This window comes from Pectobacterium carotovorum (assembly GCF_900129615.1).
Classification (GTDB): Bacteria; Pseudomonadota; Gammaproteobacteria; order Enterobacterales; family Enterobacteriaceae; genus Pectobacterium; species Pectobacterium carotovorum.
Map to the genome: position 1 here is coordinate 218,161 of NZ_FQWI01000007.1, position 16,702 is coordinate 234,862.

At 52.5% G+C, this 16,702-nt stretch carries 16 protein-coding genes; 8 read left to right on the forward strand and 8 right to left on the reverse strand.

What is annotated here, in order from left to right; all coding sequences use genetic code 11:
* Window positions 1-82: 82 nt before the first annotated feature.
* From gyrB to dnaA, 4 genes are read right to left on the reverse strand one after another with little or no spacing between them, the layout of a single operon-like run.
* Window positions 83-2,500 (reverse strand): DNA topoisomerase (ATP-hydrolyzing) subunit B, encoded by a 2,418-nt coding sequence (gene gyrB / locus BUB06_RS15370; protein WP_039475246.1) that lies wholly within the window; start codon window positions 2,498-2,500, stop codon window positions 83-85.
* Window positions 2,501-2,518: 18 nt separating this feature from the next.
* A complete protein-coding gene (recF, locus tag BUB06_RS15375) occupies window positions 2,519-3,604 on the reverse strand; it encodes a DNA replication/repair protein RecF (RefSeq protein WP_010302373.1) in 1,086 nt (361 codons plus the stop codon).
* Between the two features lie 50 nt (window positions 3,605-3,654).
* Window positions 3,655-4,755: a DNA polymerase III subunit beta gene (dnaN, locus tag BUB06_RS15380; RefSeq protein WP_005976672.1), complete on the reverse strand. Its 1,101-nt coding sequence runs from the start codon at window positions 4,753-4,755 to the stop codon at window positions 3,655-3,657.
* 4 nt (window positions 4,756-4,759) lie between these two features.
* Window positions 4,760-6,157: a chromosomal replication initiator protein DnaA gene (gene dnaA / locus BUB06_RS15385; protein WP_039475243.1), complete on the reverse strand. Its 1,398-nt coding sequence runs from the start codon at window positions 6,155-6,157 to the stop codon at window positions 4,760-4,762.
* A gap of 673 nt (window positions 6,158-6,830) precedes the next feature.
* On the opposite strand from dnaA, the gene rpmH reads away from it, so the two are divergent.
* From rpmH to mnmE, 5 genes are all read left to right on the forward strand, one after another.
* The gene (gene rpmH, locus BUB06_RS15390; protein ID WP_005976668.1) at window positions 6,831-6,971 is read left to right on the forward strand and encodes a 50S ribosomal protein L34; all 141 of its coding nucleotides are present in this window, start codon (window positions 6,831-6,833) and stop codon (window positions 6,969-6,971) included.
* Between the two features lie 18 nt (window positions 6,972-6,989).
* The gene (gene rnpA / locus BUB06_RS15395) at window positions 6,990-7,349 is read left to right on the forward strand and encodes a ribonuclease P protein component (protein WP_010302382.1); all 360 of its coding nucleotides are present in this window, start codon (window positions 6,990-6,992) and stop codon (window positions 7,347-7,349) included.
* Window positions 7,313-7,570 (forward strand): membrane protein insertion efficiency factor YidD, encoded by a 258-nt coding sequence (gene yidD, locus BUB06_RS15400; protein ID WP_010302384.1) that lies wholly within the window; start codon window positions 7,313-7,315, stop codon window positions 7,568-7,570. Before rnpA ends, yidD begins: the two co-directional genes overlap by 37 nt.
* 2 nt (window positions 7,571-7,572) lie before the next feature.
* Window positions 7,573-9,207, forward strand: coding sequence for a membrane protein insertase YidC (gene yidC, locus BUB06_RS15405; protein ID WP_039475238.1), 1,635 nt, complete (start codon window positions 7,573-7,575; stop codon window positions 9,205-9,207).
* 127 nt (window positions 9,208-9,334) lie between these two features.
* On the forward strand, window positions 9,335-10,699 hold the full coding sequence (mnmE, locus tag BUB06_RS15410) for a tRNA uridine-5-carboxymethylaminomethyl(34) synthesis GTPase MnmE (protein WP_039475235.1): 1,365 nt from the start codon (window positions 9,335-9,337) through the stop codon (window positions 10,697-10,699).
* A 32-nt stretch (window positions 10,700-10,731) separates the two neighbouring features.
* Here the strand turns inward: mnmE and BUB06_RS15415 are convergent, their stop codons facing one another.
* Together BUB06_RS15415 and BUB06_RS15420 are read right to left on the reverse strand one after the other, a co-directional pair.
* Window positions 10,732-12,051, reverse strand: coding sequence for a type II toxin-antitoxin system HipA family toxin (locus BUB06_RS15415; protein ID WP_039475233.1), 1,320 nt, complete (start codon window positions 12,049-12,051; stop codon window positions 10,732-10,734).
* A complete protein-coding gene (locus tag BUB06_RS15420; protein WP_039475230.1) occupies window positions 12,051-12,317 on the reverse strand; it encodes a helix-turn-helix domain-containing protein in 267 nt (88 codons plus the stop codon). Before BUB06_RS15420 ends, BUB06_RS15415 begins: the two co-directional genes overlap by 1 nt.
* A 160-nt stretch (window positions 12,318-12,477) precedes the next feature.
* On the opposite strand from BUB06_RS15420, the gene BUB06_RS15425 reads away from it, so the two are divergent.
* On the forward strand, window positions 12,478-13,041 hold the full coding sequence (locus BUB06_RS15425; RefSeq protein WP_051982118.1) for a DUF6933 domain-containing protein: 564 nt from the start codon (window positions 12,478-12,480) through the stop codon (window positions 13,039-13,041).
* 56 nt (window positions 13,042-13,097) lie between these two features.
* On the opposite strand, the gene BUB06_RS15430 is transcribed toward BUB06_RS15425, so the two are convergent.
* On the reverse strand, window positions 13,098-13,949 hold the full coding sequence (locus tag BUB06_RS15430) for an SDR family oxidoreductase (protein WP_039475225.1): 852 nt from the start codon (window positions 13,947-13,949) through the stop codon (window positions 13,098-13,100).
* Window positions 13,950-14,062: 113 nt separating this feature from the next.
* Here BUB06_RS15430 and BUB06_RS15435 point away from each other — a divergent pair, with 113 nt between their 5' ends.
* The gene (locus BUB06_RS15435) at window positions 14,063-14,473 is read left to right on the forward strand and encodes a winged helix-turn-helix transcriptional regulator (protein ID WP_117625006.1); all 411 of its coding nucleotides are present in this window, start codon (window positions 14,063-14,065) and stop codon (window positions 14,471-14,473) included.
* A 49-nt stretch (window positions 14,474-14,522) separates the two neighbouring features.
* Here BUB06_RS15435 and BUB06_RS15440 read toward each other — a convergent pair whose 3' ends face one another.
* Window positions 14,523-15,077 carry a TetR/AcrR family transcriptional regulator gene (locus BUB06_RS15440; RefSeq protein WP_039475220.1) on the reverse strand — a complete coding sequence of 185 codons (555 nt, stop codon included), beginning with the start codon at window positions 15,075-15,077 and terminating at the stop codon, window positions 14,523-14,525.
* Between the two features lie 103 nt (window positions 15,078-15,180).
* Between BUB06_RS15440 and BUB06_RS15445 the strand changes: the two genes are divergently transcribed.
* Window positions 15,181-16,683, forward strand: coding sequence for an MFS transporter (locus tag BUB06_RS15445; RefSeq protein WP_039475218.1), 1,503 nt, complete (start codon window positions 15,181-15,183; stop codon window positions 16,681-16,683).
* Window positions 16,684-16,702: the final 19 nt, after the last annotated feature.

Sequence of the window (16,702 nt, forward strand, 5' to 3'; positions counted from 1 at the left end):
GGGTGGCGAGCAGAAAGCTCGCCATAAAAAAAGCCAGCTCCGCAGGGAGCTGGCTCAGATAACGATAACAACGTAGACCGAATCAGATATCGATATTCATCGCTTTCAGGGCGTTCTCTTCGATAAACGCACGACGCGGTTCAACGGCATCACCCATCAGGGTCGTAAACAGCTCATCGGCAGCAATGGCGTCTTTCACCGTCACGCGCAGCATGCGGCGGCTGGCCGGATCCATCGTGGTTTCCCACAGCTGATCCGGGTTCATTTCACCCAGACCTTTATAACGCTGTATGGTCAGGCCGCGGCGGGACTCTTTCACCAGCCACTCCAGCGCCTGTTCAAAGCTGGCAACCGGCTGACGACGCTCACCACGTTCGATGTATGCATCTTCTTCAATCAAGCCACGCAGTTTTTCACCCAGCTGATTCAATTTACGGTATTCGCTACCCGCGATGAAACCTGTACCCAGCGCATAATCGGTATCCACACCGTGCGTGCGCACGCGCAGCGCCGGTTCAAATACGCCGCGTTCTTCATCATGGTGAATGACAAAGCTGTATGTGCTGCCGTGAACCTCGTTTTCGTTCAGGCTGCTAACCAGCGATTCCGCCCACGCCTGTACTTTTTCACGCTCGCCCAAATCGGCTTCAGCCAACGTTGGTTGATAAATCAGATGGTTCAAGAACACACGCGGGAAGCGACGTTCCATACGGCCAATCATCTTCTGTATGGCGTAATGTTCAGAAACCAGTCTCTCCAGCGGTTCACCCGCCAGCGCAGGAGCCTGTGCATTGGTGTGCAGCGTCGCGCCATCCAGCGCCAGTGCGATCTGGTACTGGTCCATCGCTTCATCATCTTTGATGTACTGTTCCTGCTTGCCTTTTTTCACCTTGTACAGCGGCGGCTGAGCAATATACACGTGGCCACGCTCAACAATTTCAGGCAGTTGACGATAGAAGAAGGTCAACAGCAGGGTACGGATGTGCGAGCCATCCACGTCGGCATCGGTCATGATAATGATGCTGTGGTAGCGCAGTTTGTCCGGGTTGTATTCATCACGGCCAATGCCGCAGCCCAGTGCGGTGATCAGCGTCGCGACTTCCTGTGAGGAAAGCATCTTGTCAAAACGGGCTTTCTCAACGTTCAGGATTTTACCCTTCAGCGGCAGAATTGCCTGGTTCTTACGGTTACGTCCCTGCTTGGCAGAGCCGCCCGCTGAGTCCCCTTCCACCAGGTACAGTTCAGACAGCGCGGGGTCACGTTCCTGACAGTCCGCCAGTTTGCCCGGCAGGCCAGCCAGATCGAGCGCACCTTTACGACGCGTCATATCACGCGCTTTACGCGCCGCTTCACGGGCACGTGCGGCATCAATAATTTTACCGACCACAATTTTGGCATCTGATGGATTTTCCATCAGATAATCCACCAGCTTCTCATTCATCAGCGATTCAACCGCCGTTTTCACTTCGGAAGAAACCAGTTTGTCTTTGGTCTGCGAGGAGAATTTTGGATCCGGCACTTTCACGGAAACCACGGCAATCAGCCCTTCACGCGCATCGTCACCGGTGGCGCTGACTTTGGCTTTCTTGCTGTAGCCTTCTTTATCCATGTAGGTATTCAGCGTACGGGTCATCGCGGCACGGAAACCGGCCAGGTGCGTACCACCGTCGCGCTGTGGAATGTTGTTGGTAAAGCAGTAAATGTTTTCCTGGAAACCATCGTTCCACTGCAGTGCTACTTCCACGCCGATGTCATCTTTCACCGTCGAGAAATAAAACACGTTCGGGTGAATTGGCGTCTTGTTACGGTTCAGGTAATCAACAAACGCCTTGATGCCGCCGTCATAATGGTAATGATCGGCTTTATCTTTCTCACGTTCGTCGATCAAGCGGATGGAGACACCGGAGTTCAGGAACGACAGCTCGCGCAGACGCTTAGCCAGAATCTCATACTCGAATTCCACCACGTTGGTGAACGTCTCATGGCTCGGCCAGAAGCGTACCGTCGTACCGGTTCTGTTGGTTTCACCCGTAACCGCCAGCGGAGCCTGCGCCACGCCGTGTTTATAGGTCTGCTCGTGAAGTTTTCCGTCACGGTGAATAACCAGCTTCAGTTTTTCCGACAGGGCGTTAACCACGGAAACCCCTACGCCGTGCAGGCCGCCGGAGACTTTATACGAGTTATCATCGAACTTACCGCCCGCGTGCAGCACGGTCATGATGACTTCAGCGGCGGAGATCCCTTCTTCTTCATGAATACCGGTTGGAATACCACGGCCATCATCCTGCACCGATACCGAGTTATCAGCATGGATGGTGATGATAATGTCTTTACAATAGCCAGCGAGTGCCTCGTCGATAGCGTTGTCCACAACCTCGAATACCATATGATGCAGGCCGGTACCGTCGTCCGTATCGCCGATATACATACCTGGGCGTTTACGTACCGCATCCAGCCCTTTCAATACCTTGATACTTGAGGAGTCATAAGAATTCGACATCAACGTTTCTCGCTCATTTTAGTCCTGTGATTGAACCGTTATTTTACCCTGTTCTACGCGGAACATCTTGCCCTTTTCACCAATCATGTCCTCTATCTGCTCAGCGCTAACCGCACTGACAAAAACCTGTGCATGAGTGGCTTTTAACCGTTCAGCCAGCAAACGGCGGCGGGTACTATCCAGTTCGGAAGCAAAGTCATCGATCAGATACAGACAGCGCAGTCCGTTCTGACGGGTGAGAAATTCACCCTGAGCCAACCTCAGCGCACACATCAGCAGCTTGAGCTGGCCACGGGACAGCATATCCTCAACTGCCACGCCGCTGGCGCGGATGCGGAAGTCGGCTTTATGCGGCCCCAGCGCCGTATAACCTAACATACGGTCGCGTTCGAACTGCCGTTCCAGCAGTTCTGCATACTCACTTTCTTTATCCCAGCCGCGCTGGAAAGAGAAACTGAGAGAAAATTCAGGCAAAAATTGCGTACAGGTCGCGGCGATATCATTGGCAATTGCCGCGCTGTATTGCGCACGCCATTCGCTGATACGTTCCGCCAGCGGCACCAGTTCCTGATCCCAGGCTCTGAGCTGCCCATAGTGACTCACCTGACGCAGCGCTGCATTACGCTGGCGCAACAAACGCTTCATGTTGCTCCAGGCTGCGAAAAAGCCGGGCTCATTATGGAAACAGCCCCAGTCGAGAAAGGCACGGCGATACTTCGGCCCACCGTTGAGCAGGGTGAACCCTTCCGGGGTGATCAGCTGTATCGGTAACAGTTGCGCCAGTTCAGCGACTTTATGGCCGTCACTGCCGTCAATCCGTACCTTGCTGTCGCCCTGACGGTTTTTGCTTAACCCGACGGATCGCTCCGTCTCAGTACCGTCAATACGGCCATGCAGCACAAATTCCGGCTGATCGTGACGAATCACGCGCCCCGCCTGAATGCTACGAAACGCCCGTCCGTGCCCCAGCGTATAAATCGCTTCCAGCACGCTGGTTTTACCGCTGCCGTTGGCGCCGACCAAAAAATTAAAGCCGGGAACCAGCGCCAAATCGGCCGCCTCGATGTTACGGAAATCTTTGATGAGAAGACGAGTAAGGGCCATACGACGCTATTCGAGTGAGTAAAGGTGGGCCGGATAAGCCCACCTATTTGCTAGAGGCGCATTGGCATGACGACATAGGCCGCCGCACGGCTGGCGCTATCTTCGATCTGCACGCTGGAAACAGAATCAGTCAGCAGTAAACGGACGCCTTCGCACTTCAGCGCGTTCAGCACATCCAGTACATAGCTAACGTTAAAGCCGATCTCCATCTCGGTGCCGTCGTACTGCACATCCAGAATCTCTTCCGCTTCTTCCTGCTCTGGGTTGTTAGCCGTAATTTTGAGCTGATTCTGAATCAGATGCAGACGCACACCGCGGAATTTTTCATTCGATAAAATCGCCGCACGGGAGAAGGCCTGCTTGAGCAGATCGCAACTGGCTTCCAGCGTTTTATCCGGGTTCTTCGGCAATACGCGGCGATAATCAGGGAAACGACCATCTACCAGCTTCGACGTGAAAATGAAGTCGCCGACATGCGCGCGAATGTTGTTGCTACCGATTTGCAGTTGCAGCGGGGTATCACCACCATCCAGCAGACGCACCAACTCCATCACACCTTTACGCGGTACGATCACCGAATGTGAGGGTAAGGATTGACCAACCGGCATCGAACAGACCGCCAAACGGTGACCATCGGTCGCGACCGTGCGTAGCTCTTCACCTTCGGTTTCAAACAGCATACCGTTGAGGTAGTAGCGGACATCCTGATGCGCCATCGAAAACTGTGTCGCTTCGATCAAACGCTTCATCGTCGCCTGCGGCAGAGAGAATTCAACCTCGCTCTGCCAGTCGTCCAGATTAGGGAAATCCGCTGCGGGCAGCGTGGACAGCGAGAAACGGCTGCGGCCAGAGCGCACCAACATGCGATCGCCATCCAGCATAATCGTGATTTCTGCACCTTCCGGCAGACCCCGGCAAATATCAAACAGTTTGCGGGCAGGGACGGTCGTGGCACCTGGCTCATGCGGTTGCGTCAGCGCAACCTTCGCCACCATTTCCATTTCCAGATCGGTACCGGTCAGCGACAGCGCGCCTTCCGTCACCTGAATCAGCAGGTTGCCCAGAATCGGTAAAGTCGGTCGACCGCCCAGCGGGCTGCTGACCTGTTGTAATGGCTTTAACAGACGTTCGCGTTCAACAATAAATTTCATAGTGTTATGACGATAGAGTTCTGATTAAATTGGAAAAATCTTCTTTGATGTCGTGGCTTTCTTCACGCAACTGCTCAATCTTGCGGCAGGCATGCAACACCGTCGTATGGTCACGCCCGCCAAAGGCATCGCCGATTTCCGGCAGGCTGTGATTCGTCAGTTCTTTCGCCAACGCCATCGCCATCTGGCGCGGACGCGCCACCGAGCGGGAACGACGTTTAGACAGCAGGTCGGCTACCTTGATTTTATAGTATTCCGCCACGGTCTTTTGAATATTGTCGATAGTAACCAGTTTTTCCTGCAACGCCAGCAGATCGCGCAGCGCCTCACGCACAAAATCAATGGTGATCGAGCGGCCGGTAAAATTGGCATTCGCGATAACGCGGTTCAGCGCGCCTTCCAGCTCACGCACGTTAGAACGCAGGCGTTTAGCAATAAAGAACGCCACTTCGCCAGGCAGACGGATGTCATTTTCATCCGCTTTCTTCATCAGAATCGCCACGCGGGTTTCCAGCTCTGGCGGTTCAATCGCGACCGTTAATCCCCAGCCGAAGCGGGATTTCAGGCGATCTTCCACGCCGTTGATCTCTTTCGGGTAGCGGTCAGATGTCAGGATGATTTGCTGGTTGCCTTCCAGCAACGCATTAAAGGTATGAAAGAACTCTTCCTGCGAACGCTCTTTATTAGCAAAGAATTGGATATCATCGATCAGCAACGCATCAACAGAACGGTAGTAGCGTTTGAATTCTTCAATCGCATTGTTCTGCAACGCTTTCACCATATCCTGCACGAAACGCTCGGAGTGCATGTAAACCACTTTCGCGTTGGGCTTGCGGGCAATGATGCCATTCCCCACCGCGTGCAATAAGTGCGTTTTACCCAAGCCGGTGCCGCCATAAAGAAACAGCGGGTTATACGCGCCGCCAGGGTTGTCAGCCACCTGACGCGCCGCTGCACGGGCTAACTGGTTCGATTTACCCTCAACGAAGTTATCAAACGTATGCTTGGGATTCACATTCGAACGGTAGGTATGTTCTGCCTGTACCGGCGAGTTATCCCAGCTTGGCCGTACCGGTGCGATACGCACAGGCTGTTGCCGCGCCACGCTGACAGGATTGTGGTGCGATTGCACGGGCTGGCTTACCGCCTGAACCAACGGTTTGCTCCCTACTTCAAAACGCAGTAAAGGGGCATCCATCCCGCAGAAATCATTCAGCAGGACATTGATATTATTTAAGTATTTATCACGAACCCAATCCAGCACAAAGCGATTGGGGGCGTAGAGCGCCAGAGTGTTATCACTCAGCTCCGCCTGCAACGGGCGTATCCACATACTGAATTCTGTGGCAGGTAACTCATCCTGCAAACGGGCAAGACACTGCTGCCAAAGCGAAAGTGACACGGCGGACTCCACTCGAACAAGAACGATCAAAAAGAAAAGAATAAGACGTTATTTATGTGACTCATGATTTTTTGGCGCCTGCGTCATCCACGATTGTTTCATTCACAATTCAGACAGCAAGCACACCACATAGCGCGGCGGTTTACTCCGACGATCCCGTCAAAAGGATCGCTAACGGAACCGCGGATCATAACCTAATCCGCCGAAGAGATCTTCCCCTTCTGCACAGTTTCGATCCTTTTTATCCACAGGCTATTCTTATCGCAACACCCCGCAACACGGCAGAAGGGCGGCTAGCACACATTTTATCCGCCTGCGGTGAAGCGCCCCCAAGCATACCCTCGGTGGCACGATCGTTACGGTGACATCGATCATGATCTTGCGGGACAGATCGTTGGAGGATCCTTGCGCTTTATAATAGAGTCCGTATAATTCCCTGCCCGCGCGTCTACGCCTTTTCTGTGCTCTGGCAGGCAGAAATTCCAAAAATAATCGGAATGGCTGGCGTGTTAAGTGTGATGTTAATTGACTCAGGACTGTACAATTATTACAATCCTGCCTCTTTCCGTTATATAGCTGTGATATGCGATTGAGGCGTCGGTCATTTTCACGCCGAACAGCCAAACGCGTTTACTGTGAAGTTATAATTTTCCAAGTTTAGGTAGAAATCGCCATGAAACGCACTTTCCAACCGTCCGTATTGAAGCGTAACCGTAGCCATGGTTTCCGTGCTCGTATGGCCACCAAAAATGGTCGTCAAGTTCTGGCCCGCCGTCGTGCGAAAGGCCGTACTCGTCTGTCTGTTTCTAAGTAATAAAAGCTAACCCACCGAGTGGTTAAGCTAGCATTTCCCAGGGAGTTACGTTTGTTAACTCCCAGTCATTTCACCTTCGTCTTCCAGCAACCGCAACGGGCTGGCACGCCGCAAATCACCATTCTCGGCCGCCTGAACTCGCTGGGGCATCCCCGCATCGGTCTTACCGTCGCCAAAAAGCATGTAAAACGTGCTCATGAACGCAATCGGATTAAACGCCTGACGCGCGAAAGTTTTCGCCTGCACCAACATTCATTGCCTTCAATGGACTTTGTCGTGCTTGTGAAAAAAGGGGTGTCTGAACTGGATAACCGTACTCTGACGGAAGCATTGGAAAAACTATGGCGTCGGCATTGTCGTTTGGCTCCCGACTCCTGATCGGGTTGATACGCGGTTATCAACTCGTTATCAGCCCGTTGCTGGGACCGCATTGTCGGTTCCAGCCAACGTGCTCGCAATACGGTATTGAAGCAATACGCAGGTTCGGCATGATAAAAGGCTGTTGGTTGACGCTTAAACGCGTATTAAAATGCCATCCTTTGAACCCTGGTGGTGATGATCCCGTACCGCCAAAAACCGACAATAACAGAGAACATTAACGATGGATTCGCAACGCAATCTTCTTCTCATCGCTCTGCTATTCGTAACCTTTATGCTTTGGCAGGCTTGGGAGACGGATAAAAATCCGCCAGCAACCACGCAGGCCATACAGCAGGCGACGAACGCAGTGACCGGTGATGCTACCAACCAGGGCGTACCAGCCAGCGGTCAAGGCAAACTGATCACAGTGAAAACCGATGTGCTGTCGCTGACAATCAACACGCGTGGCGGCGACATCGAGCAAGCGCATCTGCTGGCTTACCCGGACACATTGGGTTCAGATAAACCTTTCCACCTGCTGGAAACCACCTCCGAGTTTGTCTATCAGGCTCAGAGCGGTTTGACCGGCAAAAACGGCCCAGACAACCCGGCTAACGGCCCGCGTCCGCTGTTTACCACCACGCAAGATAGCTTCGAGCTGGCGGATGGTCAGAGCGAACTGCGCATCCCGATGACCTACACTGCGGCTGACGGCGTAACCTACACCAAAACGTTCGTTCTGAAACGTGGCGACTATGCACTGAACGTTGACTATAGCGTCAACAACACCAGCGCTCAGCCCCTGGAACTCACGCTGTTCGGTCAGTTAAAGCAATCTATCGAATTACCTAAGCACCGCGATACTGGCAGCAGCAACTTTGCACTGCACACTTATCGTGGCGCGGCGTTCTCTTCCAGTGAAGACAAGTACAAAAAGTACAGCTTCAGCGACATGGACGAAAACCTGAACATCACCACCAACGGTGGCTGGATAGCGATGCTGCAACAGTACTTCGCAACCGCGTGGATTCCGACGACGGCAGGTGCTAACACCTTCTATACCAGCAAGCTGGGTAACGGTCAGGCCGCTATTGGTTTCAAATCCGCTCCGGTTGTGGTTGCCGCAGGTAGCCAGCAAGATCTGAAGACCACCCTGTGGGTCGGCCCGGAAATTCAGGACAAGATGGCTGCTGTCGCACCACATCTGGATCTGACCGTAGATTACGGCTGGCTGTGGTTCATTTCTCAGCCGCTGTTTAAGCTGCTGAAATTCCTGCATAGCTTTATCGGCAACTGGGGCTTCTCCATCATTGCCATTACCTTTATCGTGCGCGGTATCATGTATCCGCTGACGAAAGCGCAATACACCTCTATGGCGAAAATGCGCTTACTGCAACCTAAATTGCAGGCTATGCGTGAGCGTATTGGTGATGACAAACAGCGCATGAGTCAGGAAATGATGGCGCTGTACAAGTCAGAGAAAGTGAACCCGCTGGGCGGCTGCTTCCCACTGCTGATTCAGATGCCAATCTTCCTGGCGCTGTATTACATGCTGATGGGCTCCGTTGAACTGCGTCACGCGCCGTTCGCTCTGTGGATTCATGACCTGTCTGCACAAGACCCGTACTACATTCTGCCGATCCTGATGGGCGTGACGATGTTCTTCATCCAGAAGATGTCACCAACCACCGTGACCGATCCAATGCAGCAGAAGATCATGACCTACATGCCGGTCATCTTTACGGTCTTCTTCCTATGGTTCCCGTCAGGTCTGGTTATGTACTACATCGTCAGCAACCTGGTTACCATTCTCCAGCAGCAGTTGATTTACCGCGGTCTGGAAAAACGTGGCTTGCATAGCCGCGAGAAAAAATAATCCGGTTGATGGCTAACCGATAGAAAGCGTAAGGCGGTCATTGACCGCCTTATTTTTTAACGGCTGCTTTATCAGCCAAGATACGTAAAATAGCCTGCCAGACAGGCATCAATGCAGAGAGAACATCATGAGTAATACCGACACCATCGTCGCCCAAGCCACGCCACCGGGACGCGGAGGCGTGGGTATTTTACGCATTTCAGGACAGGCCGCCGCCGAAGTCGCGCATACCGTTCTGGGCAAGCTTCCCAAGCCTCGCCACGCCGATTATCTGCCGTTCCGTGATGCCAACGGCACCACGCTCGATCAGGGTATCGCCCTCTGGTTTCCTGGCCCGAACTCCTTTACGGGGGAAGATGTGCTGGAGCTTCAGGGTCACGGCGGTCCGGTTATTCTTGATTTACTCCTGCAACGTATCCTGACGCTATCTAACGTGCGGATTGCGCGTCCTGGTGAATTCTCTGAACGTGCCTTCCTGAACGACAAACTCGATCTTGCACAGGCGGAAGCCATTGCCGATCTGATTGATGCCAGCTCGGAACAGGCCGCGCGCTCAGCGCTGAACTCTCTGCAAGGCGTATTTTCCACCCGTATAAATCAGTTAGTGGAAGCACTCACTCACCTGCGAATCTACGTCGAAGCTGCCATCGACTTCCCGGATGAAGAGATCGACTTTCTCTCTGATGGCAAAATTGAAGCACAGCTCAATGGCGTGATGGCCGATCTGGACGCCGTCAGAGCTGAAGCGCATCAGGGTAGCCTGCTGCGGGAAGGGATGAAGGTCGTGATTGCGGGTCGCCCTAATGCCGGTAAATCCAGCTTACTCAATGCGTTAGCCGGTCGTGAAGCTGCCATTGTGACTGACATCGCGGGCACCACACGCGACGTACTACGTGAACATATCCATATCGACGGCATGCCGCTGCATATCATCGACACCGCCGGGCTGCGCGATGCCAGCGACGAAGTCGAGCGCATTGGTATTGAGCGCGCCTGGCAGGAAATCGAACAGGCCGATCGTGTGCTATTCATGGTAGACGGCACCACCACGCAGGCGACCGAGCCTGAGCAGATCTGGCCAGAATTTATGGCGCGCCTACCAAAAACGCTGCCGATTACCGTGGTACGCAACAAAGCCGACGTGACTGGCGAAGCGCTCGGCATCGAAGATGTGAATACTCACTCACTTATCCGACTTTCCGCCCGCACGGGTGAAGGCATCGATACGCTACGCGACCACCTCAAGCAAAGCATGGGATTCACCAGCAATACAGAAGGTGGTTTCCTGGCTCGACGTCGTCACCTGCAAGCACTCGAACTGGCTGCACAGCATCTGATTCAGGGGAAAGAACAGCTGGTGAGCGCCTACGCAGGTGAATTGCTGGCAGAAGAACTGCGGCTGGCACAGCTGGCCCTGAGTGAAATCACCGGCGAGTTCACCTCTGACGACCTGTTGGGGCGTATTTTTTCGAGTTTTTGTATTGGGAAGTGATTTGCTCTCCCCGATATTATTCGTCGGGGAAATTACTCCCATCCTCTCATGAGCCGTCTCGATCTGGCCTGCAATCCGGCCAGAATTGCCTCACTGATATGAGTAGGAAAATCCACAGGCAGTTGGCTTCCAACAGTCGTCATAACGGTCTCAACGGTGTTTGAAAACTCCACCAGAATGTTTTCCATCGATTCTCTGGCAAACCCAACGGCCTTAGCCGTCTGGAAAAAATGTCGGGGAAAGATCTGCTCAATCGCATATTTCTTGCCTCTTGAGCCAGTTAATCCCATCGCCAGTTTGGCCTCTCTGCGGTCAATTCCCCGTCCGCCCATCGCCGGATACATAGAGAGAATGTCATAGAAAGGTGTGAGTCGATATCGCCCCTCAGATTCAATAAACAGGGAAAAGTTTTTCGCATGACCATCCGTTGCAGCCAATAGCCAAAACAGTACCTGAGCCTGCATAAAGCGATAACGATCTCTTTCTGGATCAACCGAACCCAATAGAAACGACATAATGGCGGAAATACCCGGTCCACCATGATTTTCATATTTCAGTGCGGAAGGAACGTTTAATACCTGACAAAAATCCTCTTGTGGTAGCCGCATAATCCAACTGACATCCGAGGCGTATTTACGATCAAAACGCTCCACCGCCAACGCCTTTATCTTGCCAGCGTTGATCATAAAACAGTGCGGCACTGGCAGCCCAAATGCCTTGGCAATGAGCAAACACAGATACTCATTTTCAACGCTGTCAGACATATCAATTGAGTAAGAGTGACTCTCGATTTTACCAATCGGTAGCTTGATGATGTGGGTAGTTGGTGTGGCATTGAGAGGCAGGCACCAGTGATCATCCAGATAAAGCAGCGCCGTCTTTTCCTGTGCACCTGCGATAGAAATACGAAAATCGTCTTCAGTATCAATCATACCCAGCGGGGCATCGGACAGATATCCGGTCAGTATGTTTTCAAGCTGCTGCTCGGATAAGGTTTTGTATTCGATCTTTTTTATATCGTGCACAGGTGTACCCTGCGGCACTAATTGCAACGCCCCGACACTGTCTTGCCCCACTTTAGCCAGCAGATCAAACGGTTGGGTGGAGTCAGCGTGATGTCTGGCGACAATGCGTCTTCTGATATCCGGGTTATCCGGCAACAAATTATCGAAGAAATTATAAACCTCATCACCTCGATAGGGCTGATGACGTAGCGGCATAGAAAGCGAAATGGGGCGACTCCCCGGCAATCCGAGCCAGTTCGCATCATAGGAAAAATGATGTGCCCCACTGCCCGTTTTGGTCAGAATCCCCACCCGATAGCCGTTCATGTAAACATCGAGCGCAGCCATTACCATTCTTCCTTCCAGGATGATGCAACAGAGGCTTCGTTATTGGTGGTGTCCACATTCCTGGGCGTAACAGTAAGTTCTAAATTCAATGCCGACAGGATTTTAAAGAAGGTTTCCAGCTTGGTGGAATCAGGATGTTGCTCGAAGCTGGATACCGTATCCTGGCGAATACCCACTTTACTGGCCACTTTCCCTTGTGAAAGCTTCTGCGTGATACGAACATCTTTCAGGTAGCTGCTAAGCTGCTTGCTGTTGGTGACCTTCATCCTCTTATCCTACCGGTTATAGACGGTAGAATAAATATTACACGCTTTAGCAGGTAAAACAAGAATTACACGCTATAACCGTTAACCGTGCATTTACCTGTTATGGCGTGTAAATAGAATATAAGCAATAAGGCGGGTACAGAAGAACAAGGGGGATAAGATGATTCAACTTCATGCCACACACAAACTATTCAGTCATTTACCACTGAATGACAGCAGTCAACTTGCTGTTACACCACGCAGCCAGTGGTTATTTACGCAACCCACCGTAGATATCAACCCACTGAGCAGTTGGCACGGAAATCTAATCACCTTACAGAGCCGGAATTGCGTACTGCTAGTTCAGGACGCCACCCGATTTCCTTTGGTACTTCCGGCGTTGATAAAGAAGGATTTCGCAGAGCTAAACGACCACTTCACGGATAGCTTCATCAATACCCTACTCAAGTGTGGTGCAGATGAAGATCAACTCAACGCAGCACAACATTATTTACGCCCACTTCAGGTGGATACGCAGTGCAGCCGTTCTGTGCAGGGCACATTGAATCAGATGAAAGGGGATATTGAGCACATTGTGCGATTTGATAACCTCAACATTGCTGAATTGGCGGGTTACTCCCTCGGTCAATCACTAGCTGATAGACCCTGTTCAGTTAAAGATCGCGGATATCTTTGGCCACAGAAAGAAATGCTGTCATTACTGTCTAGGTTAGCGGTTGTGTAATAGTAATCGGCCCAGAACTATCCCCGAGCCGATTTTTAAGCGTTACTTTTTAGGCGTTATTTCAGCGTCGCTTTCACTACCGCAGACAGCGGCGTTGTTGGGCGACCAATCAGGCGACTCAGTTGCTTACCGTCATCAAACAGACCACCTTTGGATGCGCCAGTGTCTGAATCCGCAATAATCTGCGCAAAGACATCGGGTAGCCCGGCTGAAACCAGCGCGGCGGCAAACTCCGCTTCAGACAGGTTTTGATAACCGATATTTTTACCAGACTGTTTGCTGACTTCCGCCGCCAGCTCTGCCAGCGTGTAAGGCTCATCACCAGCCAGTTCGTAAACCTTGCCAGCCTGTCCTTCCTGCGTCAGCACCGCGACCGCAGCGGCAGCGAAATCTTCGCGCGTTGCTGAGGTAATTTTCCCCTCACCTGCGCTACCGATAAATACACCGTGTTCCAGCGCAGCAGGGATGCTGGCCGCGTAGTTTTCGGTATACCAGCCGTTGCGCAGCAAGACATGCGGTAAGCCAGACGCTTTCAGAAGCGCTTCTGTCTGCTGATGCTCTGCTGCCAGCGCCAGAGGCGATTTATCCGCGTGTAACAGGCTGGTGTATGCGACCAGCTTCACACCAGCTTTCACCGCCGCATCGATGACATTGCGGTGTTGTACCGCACGCTGACCCACTTCGCTCGAAGAGATCAGCAGCACCTTATCCACACCTTGCAGCGCGGAAGCCAGCGCTTCTGGCTGATTGTAATCCGCGGCTTTCACCTGCACGCCTTTTGCCGACAGATCGGCAACTTTATTCACATCACGCACCAGCGCCACGATATCGTTCGCCGGAACCTTCTCTAACAGTTGTTTGATAACCAAACGGCCCAGTTGGCCGGATGCACCAGTAATAGCAATCATCTCAAGCTCCTTTATTGACTGTCTTTTATTAACCGTCTTTTGTTAACAAGAACTGGCTGGCATAATATCGGCAAAGCTAATTTTAAGTAAGTACATACATAAAGGTAAGTATAGTGAATCAATCCAAAACACCAGCAGATTTATTGCTACCCATTCTGCCAGCTGGTGATGTCTTTGCTGAGAAATGTCCGTCTCGCCAGATACTTAACCACGTTACCAGTCGCTGGGGTGTACTGATTTTGATCGCATTACTTGATGATACGCATCGCTTCAGCCAGTTGCGTCGACGGATTGGCGGCGTGAGCGAGCGCATGTTGGCGCAAACCCTACAATGGCTGGAAAGTGATGGTTTTGTCCTGCGAACAGCCTATCCGGTTGTTCCGCCGCATGTTGAGTACAGCCTGACACCGTTAGGCAAAGAGGTTGGCGAGCGGGTAAAAGAGTTGGCGGTATGGGTCGAAGGGAATCTGGACGACATTCTGGCAGCGCAGCAGTCCAGCGAGCAACAATCCATCAAACCATAATCAAACGATCATCGATAAAACAATGCGCGTCATGGACAGAGGAGCTTACTCAGGAAGAAGCCGTACGCTCAGGTAGCAGGCGGGAAATATCAGAGAAAATGGCTTTCCAGGTCTCGTCATCGACCGCCATAAAGCCAAAATAGCGCAGCAGGAATGCCCCTTCGGATGCCAGAAACGCCAGCCGAGCATCTCGCCCTTCCTGCGAATTCAGATCAAGCCCTGCCAACTGGCTGTCATACCACGCCTGCGATCTAGCAAGGTGTTCAGGCATATTCAACAGCGAGGCCATCATGCCCGCCGCCCGATCGCCTTCTGCAGCATCCGTCCGATAAGTGATATCAACGTGTGCACGCACCCTGGCTTCCCGGCTATCATCCGTACCGATGCACACGGCAGCCATCTCATCAAACTCGTCTTCCCAACGCTGATACATCGCGTTAATTAGCTCATCTTTCGTCCCGAAGCTCGACTGAATACCGCCTTTTGTCACGCCCGCAGCTTTAGCGACTGCATCGATCGTCAGCGCAGCCGTTCCCTGCGTGCGGACAATCTGCTCCGCCGCATCCAACACGCATGCACGATTAATGCTCTTATGACGCCCCATATCTTCCCCAATTTAAAATACGTTTGTATTTAAAAGGCAATTCTATATCATCGGAACGCTATCCAACAGATGAAAAATAGAAGTTCAAGGTAGAGATCCTGCTATGCAATCACCAAAGAAGTGGCTGATCCTGGCCATTGTTTCCAGCGCACTGTTCCTGATTGTTATCGACATGACGGTGCTGTACACCGCACTCCCGACACTGACTCACGACCTGCACGCGACTGCATCGGAAAAGCTGTGGATCGTTAATATCTATGCGCTGGTTGCCTCCGGTTTACTGCTGGGTACGGGCACATTGGGCGATAAGCTGGGCCATAAACCTCTATTTATTTCCGGGCTGGTGGTCTTTGGTGCGGCGTCCTTGTTTGCCGCTTATTCGCCCACACCCAGTCTGCTTATCGCTGCTCGCGCGCTACTGGCAGTAGGTGCGGCGATGATGATGCCCGCCACACTGTCGATTATTCGTCTGACATTTACTGATGAACGGGAACGCGCACTGGCGATCGGTATCTGGGCTGCGGTGGCCTCCGGCGGCGCAGCGTTTGGTCCCGTGATGGGCGGAATACTGCTTGAGTACTTCTGGTGGGGATCGGTTTTCCTCATTAACGTACCAGTCGTTTTGCTTGCGCTCATCATGGGAATCACCGTGATTCCACACCGGCCGGGCAATGCCTCCCACCGCTGGGATTTCATCGGTTCTCTATTAATCATGGTAGGTTTGATTGGTATCACCTATGCCATCAAAGAGCTGGGCAAGCGGGTTCCGTCTTATGAAGATGCGCTCATCGCTCTGCTCATCGGCGTGGCGTTCATTACCCTGTTCGTTCGGCGTCAGCGTAACAGCAAGCATCCTCTGGTCGATTTCTCTCTCTTCCGCCTGCGGCCTTTCAGCGCGGCCGTGGCCGCCGCTATCGTGGCTGCAGCCGCCTTGATCGGCATGGAGCTGGCTTTCACCCAGCGATTGCAGCTCGTCGTCGGACTGTCTCCGCTACAGGCGGGATTATTCATTTTACCGCTGTCGCTGGCGTCTTTTATCTCTGGCCCGTTAACCGGAAAGATACTGCCGCGTGTGAATAGCGGAACAATGCTAGCCGCTGGCCTGTTGATTTCGGGGCTGGGAATGGGAAGCTACCTGCTGCTGCACAATGCGCCCACCATTATACAAATCATCAGCCTAACCGTTATTGGCGCAGGCGTGGGCTCCACCATGACGGCTGCATCGAGCACCATTATGCAGGTTGCGCCAGCGTCAAAAGCGGGTATGGCGGCGTCAATCGAAGAAGTGTCGTATGAATTAGGGGGCGCGACGGGCGTGACGCTGATGGGCAGTTTGCTGTCTTTCGCTTATTCCGCAACGTTTATGCTACCCGCTGGGTTTGCCGCACCGGACACCGCGTATGACAGCCTGGACGAGGCATTAATCTTTGCCGAATCCTTACCGGAAAATATGCGACAGGTGCTTACCACACAGGCCCATTCTGCCTTTGATTCGGGTTTTTCCATTGTGCTGGCCGCAGCCACGCTGATCCTGCTGCTGACCGCGGCCTTCGTCTGGACAACCCGCCATAATAAACAGCATCGTCATCAGGCTGCTGATGTATAGCACTCGGTTAAGACGATAA